Below are 18773 nucleotides of genomic sequence, written 5' to 3'. Positions count from 1 at the left end.
TCGACGAAGGTTTCATCTTGCTAGATCAGCTTCACTTGCGTCCCGACCGGCGTCCGGTCGAAAACTTCCTCGATATGTTCGTTGTAGAGCCCGATGCAGCCGTTCGACGAGCGGCGACCGATCTTGCGCGTGTCGTGTGTACCATGGATGCGGTAGTATTGCCACGACAGGTAAAGGGCGCGGGTGCCGAGCGGGTTGATCGGGTCGCCGCCAGGCACGAAGGCCGGCCATTCCGGGTTCCTTTCCCGCATCGACGGTGTCGGGGCCCAACTCGGGTTCACCCGTTTCTCGACGACCTCGGTATAGCCCCGGCGGGTCAGCTCGTCCGACAGCGGGACCGAGGTCGGGTAGAGGTACATTTGACCGTCGCTCGTCCAGTGCTGGAGGACCTTGGCCGTCGTGTCAGAGATGATGATCCCGACGCCCAGAGCATCGAAGTGATCCTGCCACTCGTGGGTGCGAAAAGCCGAGATGTTGTTACGGACCGGGCCAGGCGTGTCTTCCGACGCGCTGGCGGCGCGACCGGTCACGAAAGGCGCGGCAAGTGCTCCGGCAACAAAAAGCCGTCGAGTGAATCGCATGTTCTGCTCCTTTTTGCAGAAGGCTTGCTTCCTTCCAACGTGGGAAGGTCAAACGGCTTTGCATCGCGGCCGGGTCACAAACAGGTGAATGCGTTGCGTTTTCGCCAATCCTGGAAGGAATTTTGCGCCTCACCTCGATGTGATCAGTCGGCATTTAGGTGACTGGGGCTATGCTTCAGCCATGCGGTTGATGATGGCCCTCCTGTGCAGTTTCCTCCTTCTCGCCACCCTTTTTGGACTGGCGCATTCAGAACGATCACCGCACGGAGTACATGCTGACGCACTTCACGCCCAACCCCTGATACCGGACGCTCTCTGCGGTGAGGGGTCAGGACACGGAACATGTCAGCTTGTTTTCCCCGGTGAGCCAGTGCCCGTCACTCTGATGTCGGTGGCCGGATCGTCGCATTTCGAGATCACGCCGGTCATGGGCTCCAGCCGCAGTTTGGCCCCCCACACGCCGCCGCCGCGATACGTCTTCTGAACGAACCCGATCCTTCTCGTTCCTCTCAGGAGATAGCATGATTTCCCGACGCTTCCTCATTGGCGGGGCCGCAATGGCGGCGCTGACCTCGCCCACCATCCTGCGGGCGCATACCGCAGAGCCATTCGTGCTGGCCGACGAATTCCAGCCCCGCGAGGTGCGCGTCCGTGAGCAGCACGCGCCCGGACAGATCCTCGTGTTCCCGCGAAGCTTCTTCCTCTACCATGTCTTCGACACCGAGCGTGCGATCCGCTACGGCGTCGGTGTCGGTAAGGCCGGACTTGCCTTCAGGGGGTCCGCGATCATCGAGCGCAAGGCAGAATGGCCTGCTTGGCGTCCGACGAACGACATGATCCGCCGCAATCCTGACCGTTATGCCCAGTTCGCCGACGGCGTCCCCGGCGGGCCGAACAACCCCCTTGGGGCACGGGCGCTCTACCTTTACCGGGAAGGGCGGGATACCTACTACCGCATCCACGGCACGACCGAGCCATGGTCCATCGGCCAGTCCGTGTCGAACGGTTGCATCCGGATGTTGAACGAGCATGTGATCCAGCTCCACGAACAGGTGCCGGTCGGCACACCCGTGACCGTGGTGTGAACGTGAGACGCCGCGACCTTCTCGTCCTCGGCGGGATCGTTGCCCTGATCTATGGTCTGCGTGCCCTTCCCTGGGACCGGCTCCCGGGCCGCGGGCCGCGCTATGCCGACATTGCGGACTTGCCGCCGTTTCGCCGCCTTGAAGGGGGTGGCCAAACGTCCGGAGCAACGCCGGCATTCGTTGGCCTTGATCCGCCGTCAGAAGATGCAGACCAGCGCCGCGCGCGTGCTGACGTTGTGCGTGTCGACCCCTGCCCTGCCCTCTTTGGCACCGACGGGACGCCGGGAGTCGTGCCGATTGCCTATTTCAGCGAGTTCCGCTGCCCCTACTGCCGTGCGCTGGAGCGGGATCTCGACACATTGTTGGCCGAGTTTCCTGCCTCCTTCCGCCTTGTCCAACATGAACTCCCCATCTTCGGACCTCCCTCCGAGCTTGCCGCGCGCGCTTCGGTCGCGGCTGCACGGCAAGGCAAGCAGCAGGAGCTTCGCCGCCGCTTCATGCGAACACCGCTCGTGGCCGAGGAGGCCTCAGTCCTGCGCGTGGCGGCCGACGTCGGTCTCGACGCCGACCGGCTGGCCCGCGACATGACATCCCCGGAAGTGCAGGCAGACCTCGACCGGACGCGGGCACTTGCCGACATATTCGGGTTTGTCGGCACTCCGGGCTTGGTGGTGGGACGGACCGTCCTGAACGGCGCGATCCCCTATGCGCTGCTGCGCCGGATTGCAGAGGACGAAGCATCCATGCCGGACCCGGTCTGCTGAGGTCATGAACACGCCGTCGCACATGCTGATCGGGGCCGCCGTCTGCACGCGGCCACTAGCACCGGCAACCTTGATCGCAGCGCTCGCAGGAGGGCTAGCCCCGGACCTGCCGATGTTTGCGATGGTGCTCTGGGCGACCCGGGTTGTTGGCGTGCCAGAACATGAGGTCTTCAGCACGCTTTTCTTCTCAGAGACCTGGCAGTCGGTCTTTGCGATTGACCACAGCTTCTTTTTCTGGGGAGGGCTGCTCGGGTTGGCTGTCTGGCGCAGACAGATCATCCTGCGCGCCTTTGCGGGTGCCGGTCTCCTGCATGCCCTTGCGGATTTCCTGACCCATCACGATGACGCCCGCCGCCAATTCTGGCCCGTCTCGGACTGGGTGTTCCGCAGTCCGGTCAGCTATTGGGACGCGCGGTTCTACGGCAATGTTTTCGGGTTGTTCGAGGTCGCCTTGGTCGTGACGCTGGCCGCCTTCCTGTGTTGGCGGCTGGCGCGATGGCGGGAGCGTCTGCTGGTCCTTGTCGTCGCCGCGCCGGTCCTGCTTCCAGTTCTGATGACCGGCAGCCTGCATGGGCTGCATGGTATGGGATAAGCGCGTCAGCCCTGGTAGCGCCGCAAAAGCTGGGCGTTGATCGCGACGATGATGGTCGAGGCCGACATGAACACCGCCCCGACTGCCGGGGTCATCATGAACCCGGTCCCGAAGGTGATCCCCGCCGCCATCGGGATGGCAAAGGCGTTGTATCCCGTGGCCCAGATCAGGTTCTGCACCATTTTGGAATAGGTTGCGCGCGACAGGCCGAGGATTGCCTCGACATCGCGCGGGTCGGAGCGGACGAGCACGACGTCGGCCGATTCCACCGCCACATCCGTGCCTGCGCCGATGGCAATGCCGAGATCGGCCTCGACCAGCGCCGGGGCGTCGTTGACCCCGTCGCCGACCATCGCGACCTTCAACCCGCGCGCCCGCAGTTCCCGCACCTTGGCCGCCTTCTGGTCCGGCAGCACCTGGGCGAAGTATTCGTCGAGGCCCAGCTCCTTTGCGACCGACTTTGCAACACCCTCGGCATCGCCCGTCATCATGATCGACTGCACACCGCGGGCCCTGAGCCGGGCAACCACGTCGCGCGATTCCGCCCGAACGATGTCCGCCAGCGCGAAAAGCGCATGCGGCTTGCCGTCCTTGACCAGAACGACCACCGTCTTGCCTGCCTCTTCCAATGCCGCAAGGCGCGGATCAGTGACGGGCGTGTTCTGTCGGCGCAGGTGGCCGGGGCTGACGATGGCCACCTCCTGCCCGTCCACCCTCGCGGTCACGCCCGCGCCGGTGATGCTCTGCAACCCCTCCGGTGCCGGGAAGGCGATTCCCTTGCCCGTTGCAGCCGCCACGATCCCCTGCGCAATCGGATGCTGCGACTGGCTTTCGACCGAGGCTGCCATGCGCAGCGCCGCAGCCTCGTCGCCACCCTCAAGCATGACGATATCGCTGACGCCGAACCGCCCCTCGGTCAGTGTACCTGTCTTGTCGAACACCACAGCGTTCAGGTCGCGCGCCCGCTCAAAGGCTGCGCGGTCGCGGATCAGGAGGCCGTTTTTGGCCGCCAGCGACGTCGAGACTGCCACCACCAGCGGCACGGCAAGGCCAAGCGCGTGGGGGCAGGCAATGACCATCACCGTCACCATCCGCTCCAGTGCGAAGGTGACGCTTTCGCCCGCCCAGATCCACCAGACGAACGAACCCAGGCCGACGGTGATGGCGACCCAGGTCAGAACTGTGGCCGCGCGGGTGGCAAGGTCCTGGGTGCGCGACCGGCTGTTCTGCGCGGCCTTTACCATGGCGATGACCTGCGAAAGGTAGGTCGCCTCCCCAGTTGCCTTGACCTCGATGGTGACCGCGCCCTCGCCGTTGACCGCCCCGCCGATAACGGTCTCGCCGGCCGTGCGCGTCACGGGCTTCGACTCGCCCGTCAGCATCGCCTCATTGAACGACGAGACGCCGTCGGTGATCACGCCGTCCACTGGCACCTTCGCGCCCGGGCGGATCACCACCCGGTCGCCGGCGATCAGCGCCGCCACCGCCACCTCCTCGGTGCCGCCATCGGCCGTCACCCGCAGCGCAGTGTCGGGCAAGAGGCGCACCAGTTCCTCCAGCGCCCGCGATGCACCGAGAACCGACCGCATTTCCAGCCAGTGACCCAGCAACATGATGGTCACCAGCGTGGCGAGTTCCCAGTAGAACGGTTCGCCCCCCGGAAGGCCAAGGGTGACGGCGGCGGAGTAAAAATAGGCGGTGGAAATCGCCAGCGCGACCAGCGTCATCATCCCCGGACGGCCGCTGCGAACTTCGGGAAGCGCGCCGGTCAGGAAGGGCCAGCCGCCCCAGAAATAAATGATCGAGGACAGGGCCAGGGCCACCCATTCCTCGGCGGCGAACAGCGGGGCCATCCCTTGCCCAAGGAAATCGCGCACCATTGGCGACAGGACCAGGACCGGGATGGTAAGGACGAGGCAGACCCAGAACCGGCGGCGGAAATCGGCCACCATGTCGCCGTGGCCTGCGTCGGCACCACCGCCCTGCGGCGCATGCCCCATCGCAGCATGATCGACGGATTTCGCGCCACGGCCCATCGCAGCGTGATCAATTGAGGACTTTGCACCATGCCCCATTGCGGCATGGTCCATTCCGGCCATCGGCGGCGGGGTGTCCGGTTTCTGCGCGTTGTTGGTCATGGAACCGAACTCCCTGCGTCCCGGATTTGCAGGGGGCGCGGCCAATCCCGACCGCGCCGCCCAAGGTCATCATCCCGGGCTTACATGCCCTTGGAGGCGAGAAACGCCTTGAGCGTGGCGATCTCGGATTCCTGCGCAGCGATGATCGCCTCGGCCAGTTCGCGCATCCCGGGATCCGTGCCAAATTCAAGCTGGATCTTCGCCATATCGATGGCCGCTTGGTGGTGCGGGATCATGCCCGCGGCGAAATCGACATCCACGTCACCCGTATAGGGCACCATCATGTCCGCCATCATCTTGTCCATCGCGGCCGCATAGGCCACGGTTGCCGGATCATTGGCCAGTTCCGGCGGGATCAGCGTGGCATGGCTCATCATCGCCATGCCATCGCCCCCCATGTTCATGCCCGAGTGGTCCATCCCGGCCATGCCGTCCGACTGGGCATACACGTAAGTTCCGCCTGCCACCATCGCGGCGAGAACAGCACCGATTGCGATCTTCTTCATGGTCGTTTCCTTTTCTCTGTTGTGGAAAGTCTGTGCTTCAGGCGGGCGCGTAGCCGACCTCGGTCAGCGCCGCTGTCAGCCGCTCACGGGGGGCCACAGACTTGACGTCGACCTTGTGGGTTCCGGGGTCCGCGCTGACCTCCGCCGCCGGATCGACCGACTGGATGGCCTTGGTCACGCTGCGCACGCAGCCGCCGCAGGTCATGTTCTCGATATGGAACTGCATGAGTGCCTCCTTCAGCGTTTTGCCTCATGCGCCATCAGATAGGGCTTCCCACGGTTGTAAGGTCAACCCCACAAAGCCGTGAGGTGAAAATTGAAGTTACCCCTTGACCTTCCCATGATGGGAAGCCCTATCTCCGTTTGCGGAAGCACCTTGAAAGGAGTCCCGCAATGAACATGCAGGCAAGGCAACCATCCGTAACCGCCACAGCCCGGATGGTGATCGACGTCGAGGGCATGACCTGCGCCTCCTGCGTGGCGCATGTCGAACGGGCGCTGAAAGCGGTGCCGGGGGTGGCAACGGCATCGGTCAATCTCGCGACCGAGCGCGCCGAAGTGACCGGCCCGGCGCTGGACCGCGCGGCTTTGGTACAGGCGGTGGAGGGTGCAGGCTACGCCGTACCCGCGCGTCCCGTGGATCTGGAGATCGAGGGAATGACCTGCGCCTCCTGCGTTGCGCGGGTGGAACGGGCGTTGAAAACGGTGCCGGGCGTGACCTCTGCCGCCGTCAACCTTGCGACCGAGCGGGCGACAGTGACCGGGTCTGCCGATCTGGCATCGCTGATCCGTTCAGTTGCTGATGCGGGGTACGAGGCCCGCCCCGCTGCGCCTGCCATGGCTGCGGCGGACGAGACCGCCGCGAAGAAAGCCGCAGACGAGGCGTTGCTCAAGCGCGACGTGCTGATTGCCGCCGCGCTGACGCTGCCGGTGTTCGTGCTGGAGATGGGGTCGCACCTGTTCATGTGGGTCCACATGGCGGTGATGAACACCATCGGCATGCAGGCCAGCTGGCTGATCCAGTTCGCCCTGACCACCGCCGTCCTGTTCGGCCCCGGCCTGCGCTTCTTTCGCAAAGGCCTGCCCGCGCTGGCCCGTCTGGCCCCCGACATGAACAGCTTGGTCGCGGTGGGCACCTCGGCCGCCTACGGCTATTCGCTGGTCGCCACCTTCGCCCCCGGCGTGCTGCCGCAAGGGACCACTTTCGTCTACTACGAGGCGGCAGCGGTGATCGTGACGCTGATCCTGCTTGGCCGCTATCTCGAGGCCCGCGCCAAGGGCCGCACGTCGGAGGCAATCAAACGGCTGGTCGGCCTTCAGTCCAAGACCGCCCGCGTCGTCCGGGACGGCGCGACGGTCGAGGTGCCCGTTGCCGAGGTCCGCCCCGGCGATGTGGTCGAGGTCCGCCCCGGTGAGCGGGTGCCGGTCGACGGCGAAGTCACGTCCGGCGCAAGCTGGATCGACGAAAGCATGATCTCGGGCGAACCCGTGCCCGTCGAAAAGACCGCAGGCAGCGCCGTCACCGGTGGCACCGTCAATCAGACCGGCGCCTTCACTTTCCGCGCGACAGCGGTGGGCGAAGCGACGATGCTCGCGCAGATCATCCGCATGGTCGAGGCCGCACAGGGTGGCAAGCTGCCGATCCAGGCGCTGGTCGATCAGGTGACGATGTGGTTCGTGCCCGCTGTCATGGCCCTCGCCGCGCTGACGTTCGCCGTCTGGCTGGTCTTCGGCCCCGACCCCGCGCTGACCTTCGGCCTCGTCAACGCCGTCGCCGTCCTGATCATCGCCTGCCCCTGCGCGATGGGTCTGGCCACGCCCACCTCGATCATGGTCGGTACCGGGCGCGGTGCGGAACTGGGCGTCCTCTTCCGCAAGGGCGAGGCGCTGCAATCGCTGCAAGGCGTGAAGGTGGTGGCGCTTGACAAGACCGGCACGCTGACCGAGGGCAAGCCCCGGCTGACCGACCTCGTGCTGGCTGACGGCTTTGACCGGGCCGCGGTCCTCGCCGCCGTCGCGGCGGTCGAGGCGAAGTCCGAACACCCGATCGCCCGCGCCATCGTCACGGCGGCGGCCGAGGAAGGGTTGCCCCTGCCCGACGTCACGACCTTCGACTCCGTCACTGGCTTCGGTGTCACCGCCGTTGCGGGCGGGCAGAAGATCGAAGTCGGGGCCGACCGCTACATGGTGAAGCTCGGCCTTGACGTAACCCCCTTCGCCGACACCGCCGCGCGGCTTGGCGACGAAGGCAAGTCGCCGCTATATGCCGCTATCGACGGGAAGTTGGCTGCGATCCTCGCCGTCGCCGACCCGATCAAGGACACCACACCGCAAGCGATCCGCGCCCTGCACGCCCTTGGCCTGAAGGTCGCCATGATCACCGGCGACAATGCCCGTACCGCCAATGCCATCGCCCGCCAGCTTGGCATCGACGAGGTGGTGGCCGAGGTCCTGCCCGACGGCAAGGTCGATGCAGTGAAGCGGCTGAAGGGCATCGGCCAGCTTGCCTATGTCGGCGACGGCATTAACGACGCGCCCGCGCTGGCCGAGGCGGATGTCGGCATTGCCGTCGGTACCGGCACCGACATCGCTATCGAGGCGGCGGATGTGGTGCTGATGACCGGGCGGCTGACCGCCGTGTCGGACGCCATCGCACTCTCCAAGGCAGTGATGCGCAACATCCGGCAGAACCTGTTCTGGGCCTTCGCCTACAACGCGGCGCTGATTCCGGTTGCCGCAGGTGTCCTGTGGCCCGCCTTCGGCCTCCTGCTGTCGCCGATCTTCGCCGCCGCCGCGATGGCCCTCTCATCCGTCTTCGTGCTCGGCAACGCACTTCGGCTGCGGCGGTTCGCGCCAGCGGTCGTCAACTGAGGGAGACCTGTCATGAACATCGGTGAAGCCGCAAAGGCCTCGGGCGTGTCCGCCAAGATGATCCGCTACTACGAATCCATTGGCCTGATCCCGGCAGCAGGACGGACCGAGTCGGGCTATCGGGTCTACGCTCCAACCGAAGTGCAGATGCTGCGCTTCATCCGCCGGTCCCGCGACCTGGGCTTTCCCGTCGAGAAGATCGAAGAACTGCTCGCTCTTTGGCGCGACCGCACCCGCCAGAGCGCGGACGTGAAGCGTCTGGCGACGGAGCAGATCGACGGCCTCGAACGCAAAGTGCGCGAGATGCAGGCCATGATCGACACGCTGCGCCACTTGGCGGACGCCTGCTGCGGCGACCACCGGCCCGACTGTCCGATCCTTGCGGATCTCGGACAAGGAGTGGAGCATGGACTTAATGGGACGGGGCAGCACGGCTCCAAGGGCGGACCGATGCAGCTTTCGCCCATCCGGTAGTCAGTTGACTTCGGACAGGATCGGCGCGAGCCTATCAGCGTTTGGTGTTCAAGGGGTGCAGAGCCCTGGAACTTAATCGGGAATGGGGAAGGGCGGACCCAGTTGCGGCGCCCGAAGCCTCAGCCGCCCCCGCGACTGTATGCGGTAGCGGCCCTTCATCAAGCCACTGGGCGACTGCCCGGGAAGGCGAAGGGCCGTGCTGATCCGCGAGCCAGGAGACCGGCCAGACTTCGATGAAACCCATTCCCGTCGGGTGTGACGGGCGGAGACCTGTTGCATGACCACATCGACTCTTGCCGTTTCGCCTTCGAATGCTTCCCTTCGGCCGGTTCTCCTAAGCGCCGTGTTCGGGGCAGCTTTGCTATTTTTCGCAGGGTTCTCCCAGCCCGATGCGCTGCACGCAGCGACTCACGACACCCGGCACGCGACCGGATTTCCCTGTCACTGACGGCTGGAGGTCATGTCATGTCCAAGACCCTGCTTTCTGGCGGGCTGATTGCGGGTGCCTTGGCCGGCGTCGTAGTCGCTCTGCTCCAGCTGTGGCTGATCCAGCCTCTGATCATCGAAGCCGAACGCTATTGTCGCGTTGCCGTTAAATATGAGACGCGGCGCGTTGGGCGACATTTCTTGCCCTTAATTGTGAGATTCTGCTGCCAGTGGGGAGGTCCGTTGTCGGGTGCGTTCCACGATCCGATCAACGGCGACTAGCAGGCGCGGTTCCTTTTCGAATGCCGCCAGCAACGCAACCCTTGCAAAACCGTCGATGCCGGCGCTGAACATCACCGCCTTAACCAGCGGGCGCTTCCGGGCCACGGCGATCGCAGCGAGGCAGAACAGTCTCACGTCCGGTCTGGGGCCCTGAAGTGCGAAGGCCGGATCCCCGCGGACCTTCTTGAGCCCCATTGCAAAACGGGCGGCCCGCATCGCGCGACGGAGATCGACGCTGCCGCTGGACGTGGCGGCTTGCTCGAGCAGCCCTGCCCCGCTCCGGGCACGACGCAGCAACTTTTCTGGCTGGACCTCGACTTCGGATCTACCAAGGATCGGAAGGAGCCTCTCTCCGCACTTCTGGCAGTCGAATGCCCAGGCCCGCCGCCAATGCTTCAGCGCGAGGCCAAGTCGTGAACACCTGGGACAACGCTGGAACGGAACCTGCGCCGTCAGTTGCGCTTCGGTCGGGGGCAGTGCGGGAAAGATCAGCGACTGGACAAGCGCGGGAGAGACGCGCGCCGCCGCGGCGATCCGTCCAGCGGCTTCGGCGTTGAGTTCGAAGTCCAGCGTGTCGGCATATCGGCTGTCCAAACCGACATGCGCCAGAAGTTCGCTGATTTCACAATAATTACTGGCCGCCAGCCGCGCCAGCCAACCGGAGAGGAGCTCATCCCGGAGTGGCGCGACGGTCTTCGGGAGCGGGCGCAGCGTCACGCTCCCGACTGCTCGAGCCGCCGCTGAGCGGTTGCGTGGCGCGACCAGACCGGGGTCCACTTCGTGATTGCGTCATCGGTGATGCATTCCTCGCCGGAGAGAATGGCATCGATAGACAGATCTTTGACCAGAGCGAAGATCCGCGAGGTCACCCCGCCGGTCAGTGCAAGGATCTGCTTGAGCGATTTAACCTTTAGATTGGATTTCTTCCCTAGCGGCATCGCCGCGATAAGGGTCTGGATCATGTCCGAGAACTCGGCGTCATCGCGCCAGTTCGGCAGGTGGTGCTCGTCCAGCCGCCGGGCAAGCTGCACGTCGCAACGGATGGCATCCACTGCTTCGCTGACCCCGAAGCAGACCAGAGACGCCTCGAGTTCGTTGCTGAGATAGCGCAGGACATTGAGGAAGCGGCGCTGTTCGCGGTGGGTTCCGGCCAACAGGTTGTGAACCTCGTCGATCATAATCATGCGAAGCCCGAGATCGCGCAGCAGGGCAATCACTCGGACTTCGAGGGCGGCAACGCTCTGTGCGCGGACGCCCAGCGTCGTTGCCGGCGCGCCGACCGCCGCGAGGATATGCAGATAGAACCGCCGTTCGTCAGGAGCGGGCGGCGCCTGCAGCAAGAGCAGTGGGGTGTGGGTTATGCCCGCGGCCGGGTCATACTCCGGCGCGTATCTGCGCGAGACGCTCCGGGCGATCATCGTCTTGCCGATGCCCGAAGCACCATGGACGAGAAGGCCTGGCATCCGGGTTTGCCGCGGCGCGTCGATCAGGCTCTGCAACCTGTCCAGCACCCGCTCTGCGCGGGGAAAGCCGATCCAGATGTCCGATTGAATGAGGGCGATACGACCGTCTTGCCCAGTTCCCCCTGCCCTCACCTTACCATCGCTCCACCTTGAACAACGGGCGCGACGTATCACCGGTGTCGACCGGGCGCAGCCCCTCGGACGTGGAATCTGCTGGGGTTGGCTCTTTCGACGCACTGCGTCTTTCGCGGGATCGGCGTTCGGCCTTGGTCAGGATCCGGCTTTCCCCCTCGATCTGCCGTTGCTGTCGGATCAACTCTGCCAGGACCAGCTCATTAGACCCCGTCTTGCCTAAGGTCCGCGCCATCCTCATGGCCTCGCGATACTCCCACAACGACACCGGCGGGATTTCCAGGTTTCGGTAGCGCGCCTCCACGCACCGTCCGCCGTCGAGCTCGACCCAGATCGCGGAGATGTCACGCGGATCGTAGCGCACGACCACCTTCCCGTCCTTTCGGGCAGCCCGCCCCGCCAGGGCATCCGACCAGTAGCGGATGTCGAACAGATGAATGCCATCCCGCCGAATCTGGCGCTTCTCGCTTGGCAGGAAGCTCACCCGGAACGCCTCCATGTCGAAGGGAATGTCGCTCGACATTTCCGCGGCCAGCGCCTCCCATTTGGCGACGGGCGTGCAGCCAAGGCTCGAGTGAACGCTGTTGTTGTAGCGACAGATTTCCAGAACGAACCAGCTGTCAAACTCACTCAGACTCATCGCGGCCTTGGCTTCGGCATCATAGCTGCCCTTGGCGGCAATGGAGGAATCGGTCGTTCCAGGCAGCAGGTGCACGGCCCCCATCATCGTGCCGATCAGCCGCTCGATGTGACCGCCGAAGTGCGGGCGCGCCAGGGGCCGGTACGTGAGATCGATCCCCCATTCGGCACAGGCCCCTTGGAAGGTGCGCGACCGGAAATCGCTGCCGTTGTCGACGTGAATGCTGCGCGGCCGGCCCTGTGCGGGCCAGGGTGCACTGCTGCCCAGATCGGCCAGAAGCGCCGCCTTCGGCGCGACGGCCCGGGTCAGACAAAGCGCCACCGAGAGGCGAGACGGCGCCTCAAGGCTAACGTAGTATCCGGTCACCATCCGCGTGGCGATGTCGATCGTGAGCGTCACCCAGGGTCGGCCGATGGGTTTGCGCTCGAAACTGTCGACAAGAATGATGTCAGCCAGCGTGTGGTCGACCTGCACGACATCGAGGGGAAGGCCCACCTTCTTCCTGCCGGGCACCGGGCCAAACCTCTGGCGCGCCGCCTTTGCGCCCTCCCTTGCCCTCATGAGTTCGCGTTCGTCCAGCGCGTCCAGTCGCCGCTGCACCGTCCGGCGCGTTGGCGACTGAAGGCCACGTTCACGACAAGCGATGCCGATCTCCTTGACTACGCGCGCCAGGCTGGCTCGCTCCCGCCGCAAATAGTACCGGCGCAGATGGCCTTCGATGAGCGCCTCGACATCGCCGGAGATAACCGTCGTGCCCGAGCGCCGACCGCGCTTTCGTGCGGCCAGCGCACTGGTCCGCCCACCATCCTCTGCCAGCCGCCTGATCCAGCGCCACACCGTCGCCCGGCTGACGCCGAGCTCCCAGACAGCATCCCGAACACCACTTTCCAGACTGCCGGCGCCCGCAAGATAGGCTTCCACGAGCGGGCGCAGGACCGTGGCCCTGCGATGGGTTTCGGCGCCAACCGCTTCGCCAGGATCCTCGTCCTCCATCTTCTCCCACCGCTGCTTGCCCGCTTGAACGTTGTCTCAGCTTTAGGGGCAAGAATGTCGGAATTAAAGGCTCTGCCTCAATCTGTGTGGCGGAGGGGCAGCATTCTTGCCCTCAACAGTTCTGGCCCGGCTCGGCCGTACATGGCGCGTTTGAGGGTCTTCAGACGATTAATCTGACCTTCTGCTTGGCCGTTGCTCCAGGGCATCTCGATAGCGTTTTTTACCGCATCGAAATCCCGGTTCAATGTGCGTGCGAAGCGCACGATGGGCGCCAGGTCGGTTTCGATCGCGTCGTCGATCCATGCAGGGAGCGGGTCTGCCTCGCGGCCACGCAGGATACCGTTGAACCGCATGACGAGGCAGCGCATCGTTGCGAAGGCGGGAGAGCCAGCCTTGAGCGCGTCGACCTTCCGCGCCTGATCCGGGGTGAGTTTTCCGCGGGGTTTGATACACAGCGCTGCCGCGATGACCGGGGAGATCGCGTGCCCCGTTTCCGGGTCCCGGACCGGTTCCAGGATCTGGTGCTCCAAGGCAGGGCCCTTCGCTTGCTTTTCGGCTCTGCGCCACCCCGCCAGCAGCCGCTGCAAATGCGTCGGGCTCCCCTCGTAGCCACGCTCTCGGATCAGACGGAACAGGGCGCTTCCAGTTCGAATTCCGCCCTTCCAGCTTTGGCTCAGGAACTCTTCAAAGTACCACGGCGAAGTCGGCTTCAAAGCTGCCCGCCTGCGGTCCGGCGGCGTCTCGAACTGCAGCCATTTCGCGATGCTGCGACGAGGGAACCCTGTTCGCCGCCCAATCTCGCTGCAGGTAAGCCCCTGATTTCGAAGCGCATGGATGGTGGTGAAAATCTCTTCCCGAGACGTCCTGTGCGCAAGGCGGGACTTCAGAAGGCTTCCCTCTGCGGTGATATTGTCGGCGTCGGACAGCAGCGCCCTGCCGGTCGCACGGCCGTGAAGGTTCATCTGCTCCTCGATAGCCTGCCGCAGGTTCTGCACGATATGAAACCGGTCGGCGACCTGTTCCGCTTGCGGCGCGCCTTGCCGGGCAGCCTGGGCGTAGAGACCGCAGCGATCTCTGCTGATCACTTCCACCTCGGGATGTCGTTTCAGCCAGTCGGTGCAGGTGACCACATCACGATCTTCGAGAACATCGATGACCGCGCGACGCTCCAGATCGACAATGATCGTGCCGTAGGTCTGCGACTTCCGCCAGCTCCAGTCGTCGATCCCGATGACGGTCGGCGGCTCGGCAGTGTCTTGAGCACGGTTCTTCAGCTGCCTAAGCACCGTGTCATCACTGACCCCAAGGCCCAAGCGGTGCAAGAGCCGCTCGGCAGGCCGCCCGCCGGTCGCGTGCCCAAGATGGCTGACAATTTCCCCGACACGCGAAGTGCGCCGCGCAAAAGGACGCGCAATCGAGCCGATCTGGTCCGAGAAAGTCCGGCGCGGGCAGGCGGGTGCCAAACATCGCCAACGGCAAACCCAGAGGGTTACCGTAACCCCGTCACCATGGGCGGGATAATCCTGCAGCCGCCTACGCCGCCAGCCGTGACGACGTCGCGATTGCAATCCACAGTCTGGGCAGATGCCGTTTGGTGTCAGACTGCCGGATACAGTCCACCCGCCGGAATCGCGCCGCTCAACGCTTTGAACGGAAACATCGCTCCCGGGCGACCAGTGCTTCCTTGAAATCACCACTATCCCTCCTGAATCTTCCCGTTCTCAGGATAGTGCGCCACACAGATTGAGGCAGAGCCGATTTAAGGGCAACGCGACAGTGGGCTATTCTTCCAGGCCCGGCAGTTTCGAGAGCGGAAACTTCGCGCTCTGACTTACTCTTGGTGCGCAATCAGATTCTGGAATTGAAGCGTCCAAAAAACCGTTGTGAGATTCAACACAACCAAGTTGAAAAGTATGTCACAGAACGCCCGTCAATACACTCTCACCTAAGGAAAATCCCCCCTGCCATAACTGAAACCCATCGTTTGGGCTTCCGAGGGTCCTGCATTCTCAAAAAGGTGTATCCTGTCCTGTGCCATGGTACGATCTTGTTGGTTAGGTTGTCCAAAACGAGATCATTGGCGCCAGTGCGCACGATGAGAACAGCATGAGACGCTCTGTTCAAATCAAGAAGAGTTGCGATCAGTAGCTGCTCGGCCGGAAATCCAGCGCGCGTCAATTCGTACTTCTTGTAAAGGGCATAGTCTTCGCAATCACCCTTTCCTTTGGTCGGCAGCGTCCAGCGTTCAGCGATACCGTACTGTTGTAAGTCACTCACCGAACGAACCGACTGATTGATTCGAGTATTAACTTTCCGCAGCTCTCTAAGTTGCAACTCGCCAATCTTCAATGTGCGACCAGATTGCGCGCAAGCCCAAACGTAAACATTGCACACATTTGACGCCCCATCTGGAGCTGAGGTGACTGCCCCTATAGGTAGCATTTCAGTGTCAGTCTGTCGGTTGTCGATCGCGAAAGAGGGTTGAGCCGAAAGAAATGCAAGCGTTGTGGCGAGGAGAGCCAGTCTTGATCGCACATTGTGTGATAGTTCACTCACTTTTCTGAGAAGTCGGGCGTTGTTGCGTAACGCCCGCCTGAGGCATGATAGCGCCTTTCCCCCACGGCATCAGCCGACGCGAACGATGTTGGCCGTTCCGAGGGCCGAGAAGCGGTTCATGAGTGCGATGCGGATCTGGATTTCTGCGGTCTGGCGGTCCGGGTCTCTTGCGGCGATGCGTTCGCCGAAGGCCTTCAGGCAGCGCATCTTTGCCTCGATCCTGCTTCTGACATGGTATCCGGTCCAGCGTTTCCAGAACGCCCGGCCGTAGTAGCGAGTGGCGCGCAGGGTTTCGTTTCTGGCGATCGCGGCCGGGCAGTTCTCTTTCCAGGGCCGGCCGTTCTTGCGGATCGGAATGATCGCCGTGGCCTCGCGGTTGATGATTGCGGTGTGGCAGCGGCGGGTGTCATAGGCCCCATCGGCGGTCACCGTGCCGATGTCTTCGCCCTCGGGGATCTGGTCCAGCAGGTCCGGCAAGACCGGACTGTCGCCGTCGCTGCTGGAGGTAAACTCCACCGCCCGAATGTCAGACGTGGCGGTATCCATAGCCAGATGTACCTTGCGCCATTGACGCCGCCCCTGAACGCCGTGCTTGCGGGCCTGCCATTCGCCATCACCGAGGAACTTGATCCCGGTGCTGTCCACCAGCAGGTTCAAGGGGCCATTGGCGCGCCGATACGGGATCTGGACAGCTAGCGTTTTCTGCCGTCGGCACAGCGTGGTGTAGTCGGGCACCGCCCAATCCAGGTCCGCCATCTTGAGCAGGCTGGCCACCATCCCGGTCGCTTGCCGAAGCGGCAACTTGAACAGGACCTTGATGGTCAGACAGAACTGGATCGCTGCATCCGAGAAGACCGCAGGGCGACCGGGGCTGCCATCATGCGGCGCGAGCCAGGCCATCTCCTTGTCCAGCCAGATCAGCAGCGATCCGCGCTTGCGCAGAGAAGCCGTGTAGCTGGACCAGTTCGTCGTGCGATAGCGGGCGGGTGATGGCTTGCTCATGCAACCCGTCTAACCGCATGGATTCGCGATGTGAATCCTCGACGGTCAGAGTTCTGCAACAACGCCGAGAAGTCGCATAGGTGCCCCCCGCGCGTTTCATAATCGAGCGATGTCAGTTAACGGGTGCGCATTGGCAACTCTGCGGCTACTTTTGGGCTTTTTCTAGTAAGCTCACTACTGCTCTCATAGTGCTGGTTGACACCGCTAGTTCGTCTATAATTTAGGCCGAGTTCAAATAGCTTCGGTCAGATACTATAAATGCGCTTGATCGCGCGACTGACAATTGGTTCATGCTCCCAAAGTTGGGATGGGTCACGAGCGGCTTGTTGTGGTTGTCTTCAACTCAGGTCGAGCGGTTGCGGCCACTCTCCTTAAAGTCGCCAAACCAGCCGCGAGCTGATTCTTGACGGGTACTAAGCGGGATAGTCTGCCGACACCTCATTATTCAGGTCGTCAGAACTGTCCCGCCGTATTCGGCTGCTTTACAGCACCTACGGCAAAAATTGACGTCGATAATCCGACGCTGTGCTGAAACCTCGGTTAGTCAAAATAACATGACCGGACACCATTTTCTGCGTGAGCACCAAAAGACGCACAGGCAGTCTGGCTGATCCGATATAATGCCAGTTCATGTCAGGCGGCCGGATAGCTTGAAAAAACTTCCAGGCTTCCATCCCGGCGAACCAGCAGAACGTCATAGGCGTCTCGACCGTCTTCTGATCCCATGCCCGGCGAGCCGTAAGGCATGCCGGGCACGGCGAGGCCAACTGCGTCAGGACGCTCGTCAAGAAGCCTGCGGATATCCGCAGCCGGGACATGGCCTTCTAGCGCATAGCCGTCAACAGTGCCCGTGTGACAGGAAAACGCCTTTGCTGGTATGCCCTGATCCATCTTGAAGCGGATTAACAAGGTTCCCATCGACACCTCATCCGTAACCGTGAACCCCTGTTCGCGCAGATAGTCCACCCATGCATCGCAACATTCGCAGCCACGCCCCTTTACGACATGGATCGGCGGTTCTTCCTGTGCCCTTGCAGCAGGGGCTATGGCCAAGGCGGTCGCTGCCAGAATGACCTCGCGGCGGCCGATGCGATAGTCCGTCATCCACGTTCTCCATCGATCGCCGTCATGAAGCCGGTTTCGCTGCGCCAGGTGGCGAGGGCATCGAGATCTTCTGCCGAAGCAATCTCTTGTTCCGGCAGGGCATCCTGATCTTTCGGGTCAACCGGTCGGCCGTCGACACGAACTTCGTAGTGAAGATTGGGGCCGCTCACGAGCCCGGTCGCGCCGACGGCGCCAATCTCGTCTCCAGCCTTGACCCGTGTGCCCACGCGAACGTCTTCGGCAATTTCAGAGAGATGCGCATATCGCGTCACAACCCCGCCGCCGTGATCGATGTCGATCGTGGTGCCGTAGCCGCGGATCGTTCCCGCAAAGATCACCCGCCCGGCACCAGTTGCCGAGACGTCGGTCCCCACAGGTGCCGCATAGTCGATCCCGGTATGCATGCGCACGCCGCCCAATACCGGATGGTTTCGGCGGCCGAAAACGGATGACAGTCGTGCGCCAAGTATGGGCGCCGCTGAACGCTGCACGGCTTCACCGTCTTCGAAGACTATGACTGGACCCGCGGCTTCGGTCGCAACGAGTTCGAGCACGCGATCCGCAAGTTCAAGTCTGGCGTAACTCAGGCGAGGCTCTCCCGCGATGCTGCCATCGGGAAGCTGATCTTCCTGCCAGACCAGCGCGAAGGTTTCTCCGCCTTTGAGATCGCGCCTGAAATCGACCTGACCCGCAAGCAGTGCGGTCAAATCAACCGCAAATCGTTCGGGTGCATTTCGTGCCATCAGGGCGTCATAGAGAGTTCCGTTGAGGGTCAAGGTCTCTCGCCGGTCTGTCTCACGAACCGGCGGGTCAAGACGCTGTGCCGCGATCGGCCCGTCGAACGAGAGAGCGATCTCCACACCATCTTCCACGAAGAGCGATAGGCGTGTCAGCGATGCCGGATCCCAGGACGCCGTAGTCCATTCGATCCGGTGGCCAGGTCGCAGGTCCGTCAGGTCGTAGACACCTGAGAGCGCAAGGGCTGCTTCTGCCCGGACCGTCCCGGGGATTCCTGCGTGACCAAGGACGCTGTCCAGGGTGTCACCGGGGGCGATTGTGGCTTCGAATGCCACGGGCAAATGCGCCGTCGGAGGATCGGCCACTGCCTGGAGCGGGGCGAAAGCCGCGATAGCAAGGATCAGAAATGCGGAGCGGATCATCTGG

19 protein-coding genes and 1 riboswitch are annotated in these 18773 nt (G+C 63.3%); of the genes, 6 read left to right on the top strand and 13 right to left on the bottom strand.

What is annotated here, in order from left to right; translation table 11 throughout:
• Positions 1-20 precede the first annotated feature (20 nt).
• Complete coding sequence (locus TabM4_RS20615; RefSeq protein WP_434622694.1) at positions 21-581, bottom strand: L,D-transpeptidase; 561 nt, start codon at positions 579-581, stop codon at positions 21-23.
• Positions 582-1102: 521 nt separating this feature from the next.
• On the opposite strand from TabM4_RS20615, the gene TabM4_RS20610 reads away from it, so the two are divergent.
• The 3 genes from TabM4_RS20610 (at position 1103) to TabM4_RS20600 (ending at position 3022) form a co-directional block, all read left to right on the top strand.
• Positions 1103-1666, top strand: coding sequence for a L,D-transpeptidase (locus tag TabM4_RS20610; protein WP_434622692.1), 564 nt, complete (start codon positions 1103-1105; stop codon positions 1664-1666).
• Positions 1667-1902: 236 nt separating this feature from the next.
• A complete protein-coding gene (locus TabM4_RS20605; protein ID WP_434622691.1) occupies positions 1903-2430 on the top strand; it encodes a DsbA family protein in 528 nt (175 codons plus the stop codon).
• A gap of 4 nt (positions 2431-2434) precedes the next feature.
• Entirely contained in the window at positions 2435-3022 is a 588-nt protein-coding gene (locus TabM4_RS20600) for a hypothetical protein (RefSeq protein ID WP_035714034.1), read from the top strand.
• Positions 3023-3027: 5 nt separating this feature from the next.
• Here TabM4_RS20600 and TabM4_RS20595 read toward each other — a convergent pair whose 3' ends face one another.
• From TabM4_RS20595 to TabM4_RS20585, 3 genes are all read right to left on the bottom strand, one after another.
• Complete coding sequence (locus TabM4_RS20595) at positions 3028-5058, bottom strand: copper-translocating P-type ATPase (protein WP_434622814.1); 2031 nt, start codon at positions 5056-5058, stop codon at positions 3028-3030.
• Between the two features lie 182 nt (positions 5059-5240).
• A complete protein-coding gene (gene copM / locus TabM4_RS20590) occupies positions 5241-5666 on the bottom strand; it encodes a CopM family metallochaperone (protein WP_051911381.1) in 426 nt (141 codons plus the stop codon).
• 37 nt (positions 5667-5703) lie between these two features.
• Positions 5704-5892: a heavy-metal-associated domain-containing protein gene (locus TabM4_RS20585; protein ID WP_035714032.1), complete on the bottom strand. Its 189-nt coding sequence runs from the start codon at positions 5890-5892 to the stop codon at positions 5704-5706.
• A gap of 167 nt (positions 5893-6059) precedes the next feature.
• Between TabM4_RS20585 and TabM4_RS20580 the strand changes: the two genes are divergently transcribed.
• The 3 genes from TabM4_RS20580 (at position 6060) to TabM4_RS20570 (ending at position 9459) form a co-directional block, all read left to right on the top strand.
• On the top strand, positions 6060-8537 hold the full coding sequence (locus TabM4_RS20580) for a heavy metal translocating P-type ATPase (protein WP_100196055.1): 2478 nt from the start codon (positions 6060-6062) through the stop codon (positions 8535-8537).
• Positions 8538-8549: 12 nt separating this feature from the next.
• Positions 8550-9011 carry a Cu(I)-responsive transcriptional regulator gene (gene cueR / locus TabM4_RS20575; RefSeq protein ID WP_084684241.1) on the top strand — a complete coding sequence of 154 codons (462 nt, stop codon included), beginning with the start codon at positions 8550-8552 and terminating at the stop codon, positions 9009-9011.
• Positions 9012-9036: 25 nt separating this feature from the next.
• Positions 9037-9253: riboswitch (cobalamin riboswitch) on the top strand.
• 35 nt (positions 9254-9288) lie between these two features.
• The gene (locus tag TabM4_RS20570; RefSeq protein ID WP_084684240.1) at positions 9289-9459 is read left to right on the top strand and encodes a CbtB domain-containing protein; all 171 of its coding nucleotides are present in this window, start codon (positions 9289-9291) and stop codon (positions 9457-9459) included.
• On the opposite strand, the gene TabM4_RS20565 is transcribed toward TabM4_RS20570, so the two are convergent.
• The 9 genes from TabM4_RS20565 to TabM4_RS20525 form a co-directional block, all read right to left on the bottom strand.
• The gene (locus tag TabM4_RS20565; RefSeq protein ID WP_434622686.1) at positions 9453-9635 is read right to left on the bottom strand and encodes a hypothetical protein; all 183 of its coding nucleotides are present in this window, start codon (positions 9633-9635) and stop codon (positions 9453-9455) included. The genes TabM4_RS20570 and TabM4_RS20565 overlap by 7 nt on opposite strands.
• Positions 9636-9644: 9 nt before the next feature.
• Positions 9645-10436: a TniQ family protein gene (locus tag TabM4_RS20560; protein ID WP_276243177.1), complete on the bottom strand. Its 792-nt coding sequence runs from the start codon at positions 10434-10436 to the stop codon at positions 9645-9647.
• Positions 10433-11314, bottom strand: coding sequence for a TniB family NTP-binding protein (locus TabM4_RS20555; protein ID WP_434622683.1), 882 nt, complete (start codon positions 11312-11314; stop codon positions 10433-10435). The genes TabM4_RS20560 and TabM4_RS20555 overlap by 4 nt, the downstream gene beginning before the upstream one ends.
• A 1-nt stretch (position 11315) precedes the next feature.
• On the bottom strand, positions 11316-12947 hold the full coding sequence (locus TabM4_RS20550) for a Mu transposase C-terminal domain-containing protein (protein ID WP_434622681.1): 1632 nt from the start codon (positions 12945-12947) through the stop codon (positions 11316-11318).
• A gap of 77 nt (positions 12948-13024) precedes the next feature.
• A complete protein-coding gene (locus TabM4_RS20545; RefSeq protein ID WP_434622679.1) occupies positions 13025-14641 on the bottom strand; it encodes an ISL3 family transposase in 1617 nt (538 codons plus the stop codon).
• 247 nt (positions 14642-14888) lie between these two features.
• Entirely contained in the window at positions 14889-15389 is a 501-nt protein-coding gene (locus TabM4_RS20540; protein WP_434622851.1) for a transglutaminase-like cysteine peptidase, read from the bottom strand.
• A 183-nt stretch (positions 15390-15572) separates the two neighbouring features.
• Entirely contained in the window at positions 15573-16505 is a 933-nt protein-coding gene (locus TabM4_RS20535; protein WP_434612711.1) for an IS5 family transposase, read from the bottom strand.
• Positions 16506-17138: 633 nt separating this feature from the next.
• Positions 17139-17609, bottom strand: a complete 471-nt coding sequence (locus TabM4_RS20530) for a DUF411 domain-containing protein (RefSeq protein ID WP_100196069.1) — start codon at positions 17607-17609, stop codon at positions 17139-17141.
• A complete protein-coding gene (locus tag TabM4_RS20525) occupies positions 17606-18769 on the bottom strand; it encodes a M23 family metallopeptidase (RefSeq protein WP_434622677.1) in 1164 nt (387 codons plus the stop codon). The genes TabM4_RS20530 and TabM4_RS20525 overlap by 4 nt, the downstream gene beginning before the upstream one ends.
• Positions 18770-18773 lie beyond the last annotated feature (4 nt).

Source organism: Tabrizicola sp. M-4, from assembly GCF_051132405.1.
Taxonomy (GTDB): domain Bacteria; phylum Pseudomonadota; class Alphaproteobacteria; order Rhodobacterales; family Rhodobacteraceae; genus Paragemmobacter.
Note: the sequence above shows the minus strand (reverse complement) of the source record. Positions and strands in the feature narration are given on the sequence as shown.

What these genes read in the sequence shown, in the direction of transcription:
- TabM4_RS20525 (WP_434622677.1), bottom strand. Translation starts at nt 18,769, where the DNA reads ATGATCCGCTCCGCATTTCTGATCCTTGCTATCGCGGCTTTCGCCCCG.
- cueR (WP_084684241.1), top strand. Translation starts at nt 8,550, where the DNA reads ATGAACATCGGTGAAGCCGCAAAGGCCTCGGGCGTGTCCGCCAAGATG.
- TabM4_RS20535 (WP_434612711.1), bottom strand. Translation starts at nt 16,505, where the DNA reads ATGAGCAAGCCATCACCCGCCCGCTATCGCACGACGAACTGGTCCAGC.
- TabM4_RS20600 (WP_035714034.1), top strand. Translation starts at nt 2,435, where the DNA reads ATGAACACGCCGTCGCACATGCTGATCGGGGCCGCCGTCTGCACGCGG.
- TabM4_RS20570 (WP_084684240.1), top strand. Translation starts at nt 9,289, where the DNA reads ATGACCACATCGACTCTTGCCGTTTCGCCTTCGAATGCTTCCCTTCGG.
- TabM4_RS20580 (WP_100196055.1), top strand. Translation starts at nt 6,060, where the DNA reads ATGAACATGCAGGCAAGGCAACCATCCGTAACCGCCACAGCCCGGATG.
- TabM4_RS20585 (WP_035714032.1), bottom strand. Translation starts at nt 5,892, where the DNA reads ATGCAGTTCCATATCGAGAACATGACCTGCGGCGGCTGCGTGCGCAGC.
- TabM4_RS20540 (WP_434622851.1), bottom strand. Translation starts at nt 15,389, where the DNA reads ATGCTACCTATAGGGGCAGTCACCTCAGCTCCAGATGGGGCGTCAAAT.
- TabM4_RS20550 (WP_434622681.1), bottom strand. Translation starts at nt 12,947, where the DNA reads ATGGAGGACGAGGATCCTGGCGAAGCGGTTGGCGCCGAAACCCATCGC.
- copM (WP_051911381.1), bottom strand. Translation starts at nt 5,666, where the DNA reads ATGAAGAAGATCGCAATCGGTGCTGTTCTCGCCGCGATGGTGGCAGGC.
- TabM4_RS20565 (WP_434622686.1), bottom strand. Translation starts at nt 9,635, where the DNA reads ATGTCGCCCAACGCGCCGCGTCTCATATTTAACGGCAACGCGACAATA.
- TabM4_RS20530 (WP_100196069.1), bottom strand. Translation starts at nt 17,609, where the DNA reads ATGACGGACTATCGCATCGGCCGCCGCGAGGTCATTCTGGCAGCGACC.
- TabM4_RS20610 (WP_434622692.1), top strand. Translation starts at nt 1,103, where the DNA reads ATGATTTCCCGACGCTTCCTCATTGGCGGGGCCGCAATGGCGGCGCTG.
- TabM4_RS20615 (WP_434622694.1), bottom strand. Translation starts at nt 581, where the DNA reads ATGCGATTCACTCGACGGCTTTTTGTTGCCGGAGCACTTGCCGCGCCT.
- TabM4_RS20595 (WP_434622814.1), bottom strand. Translation starts at nt 5,058, where the DNA reads ATGGGCCGTGGCGCGAAATCCGTCGATCATGCTGCGATGGGGCATGCG.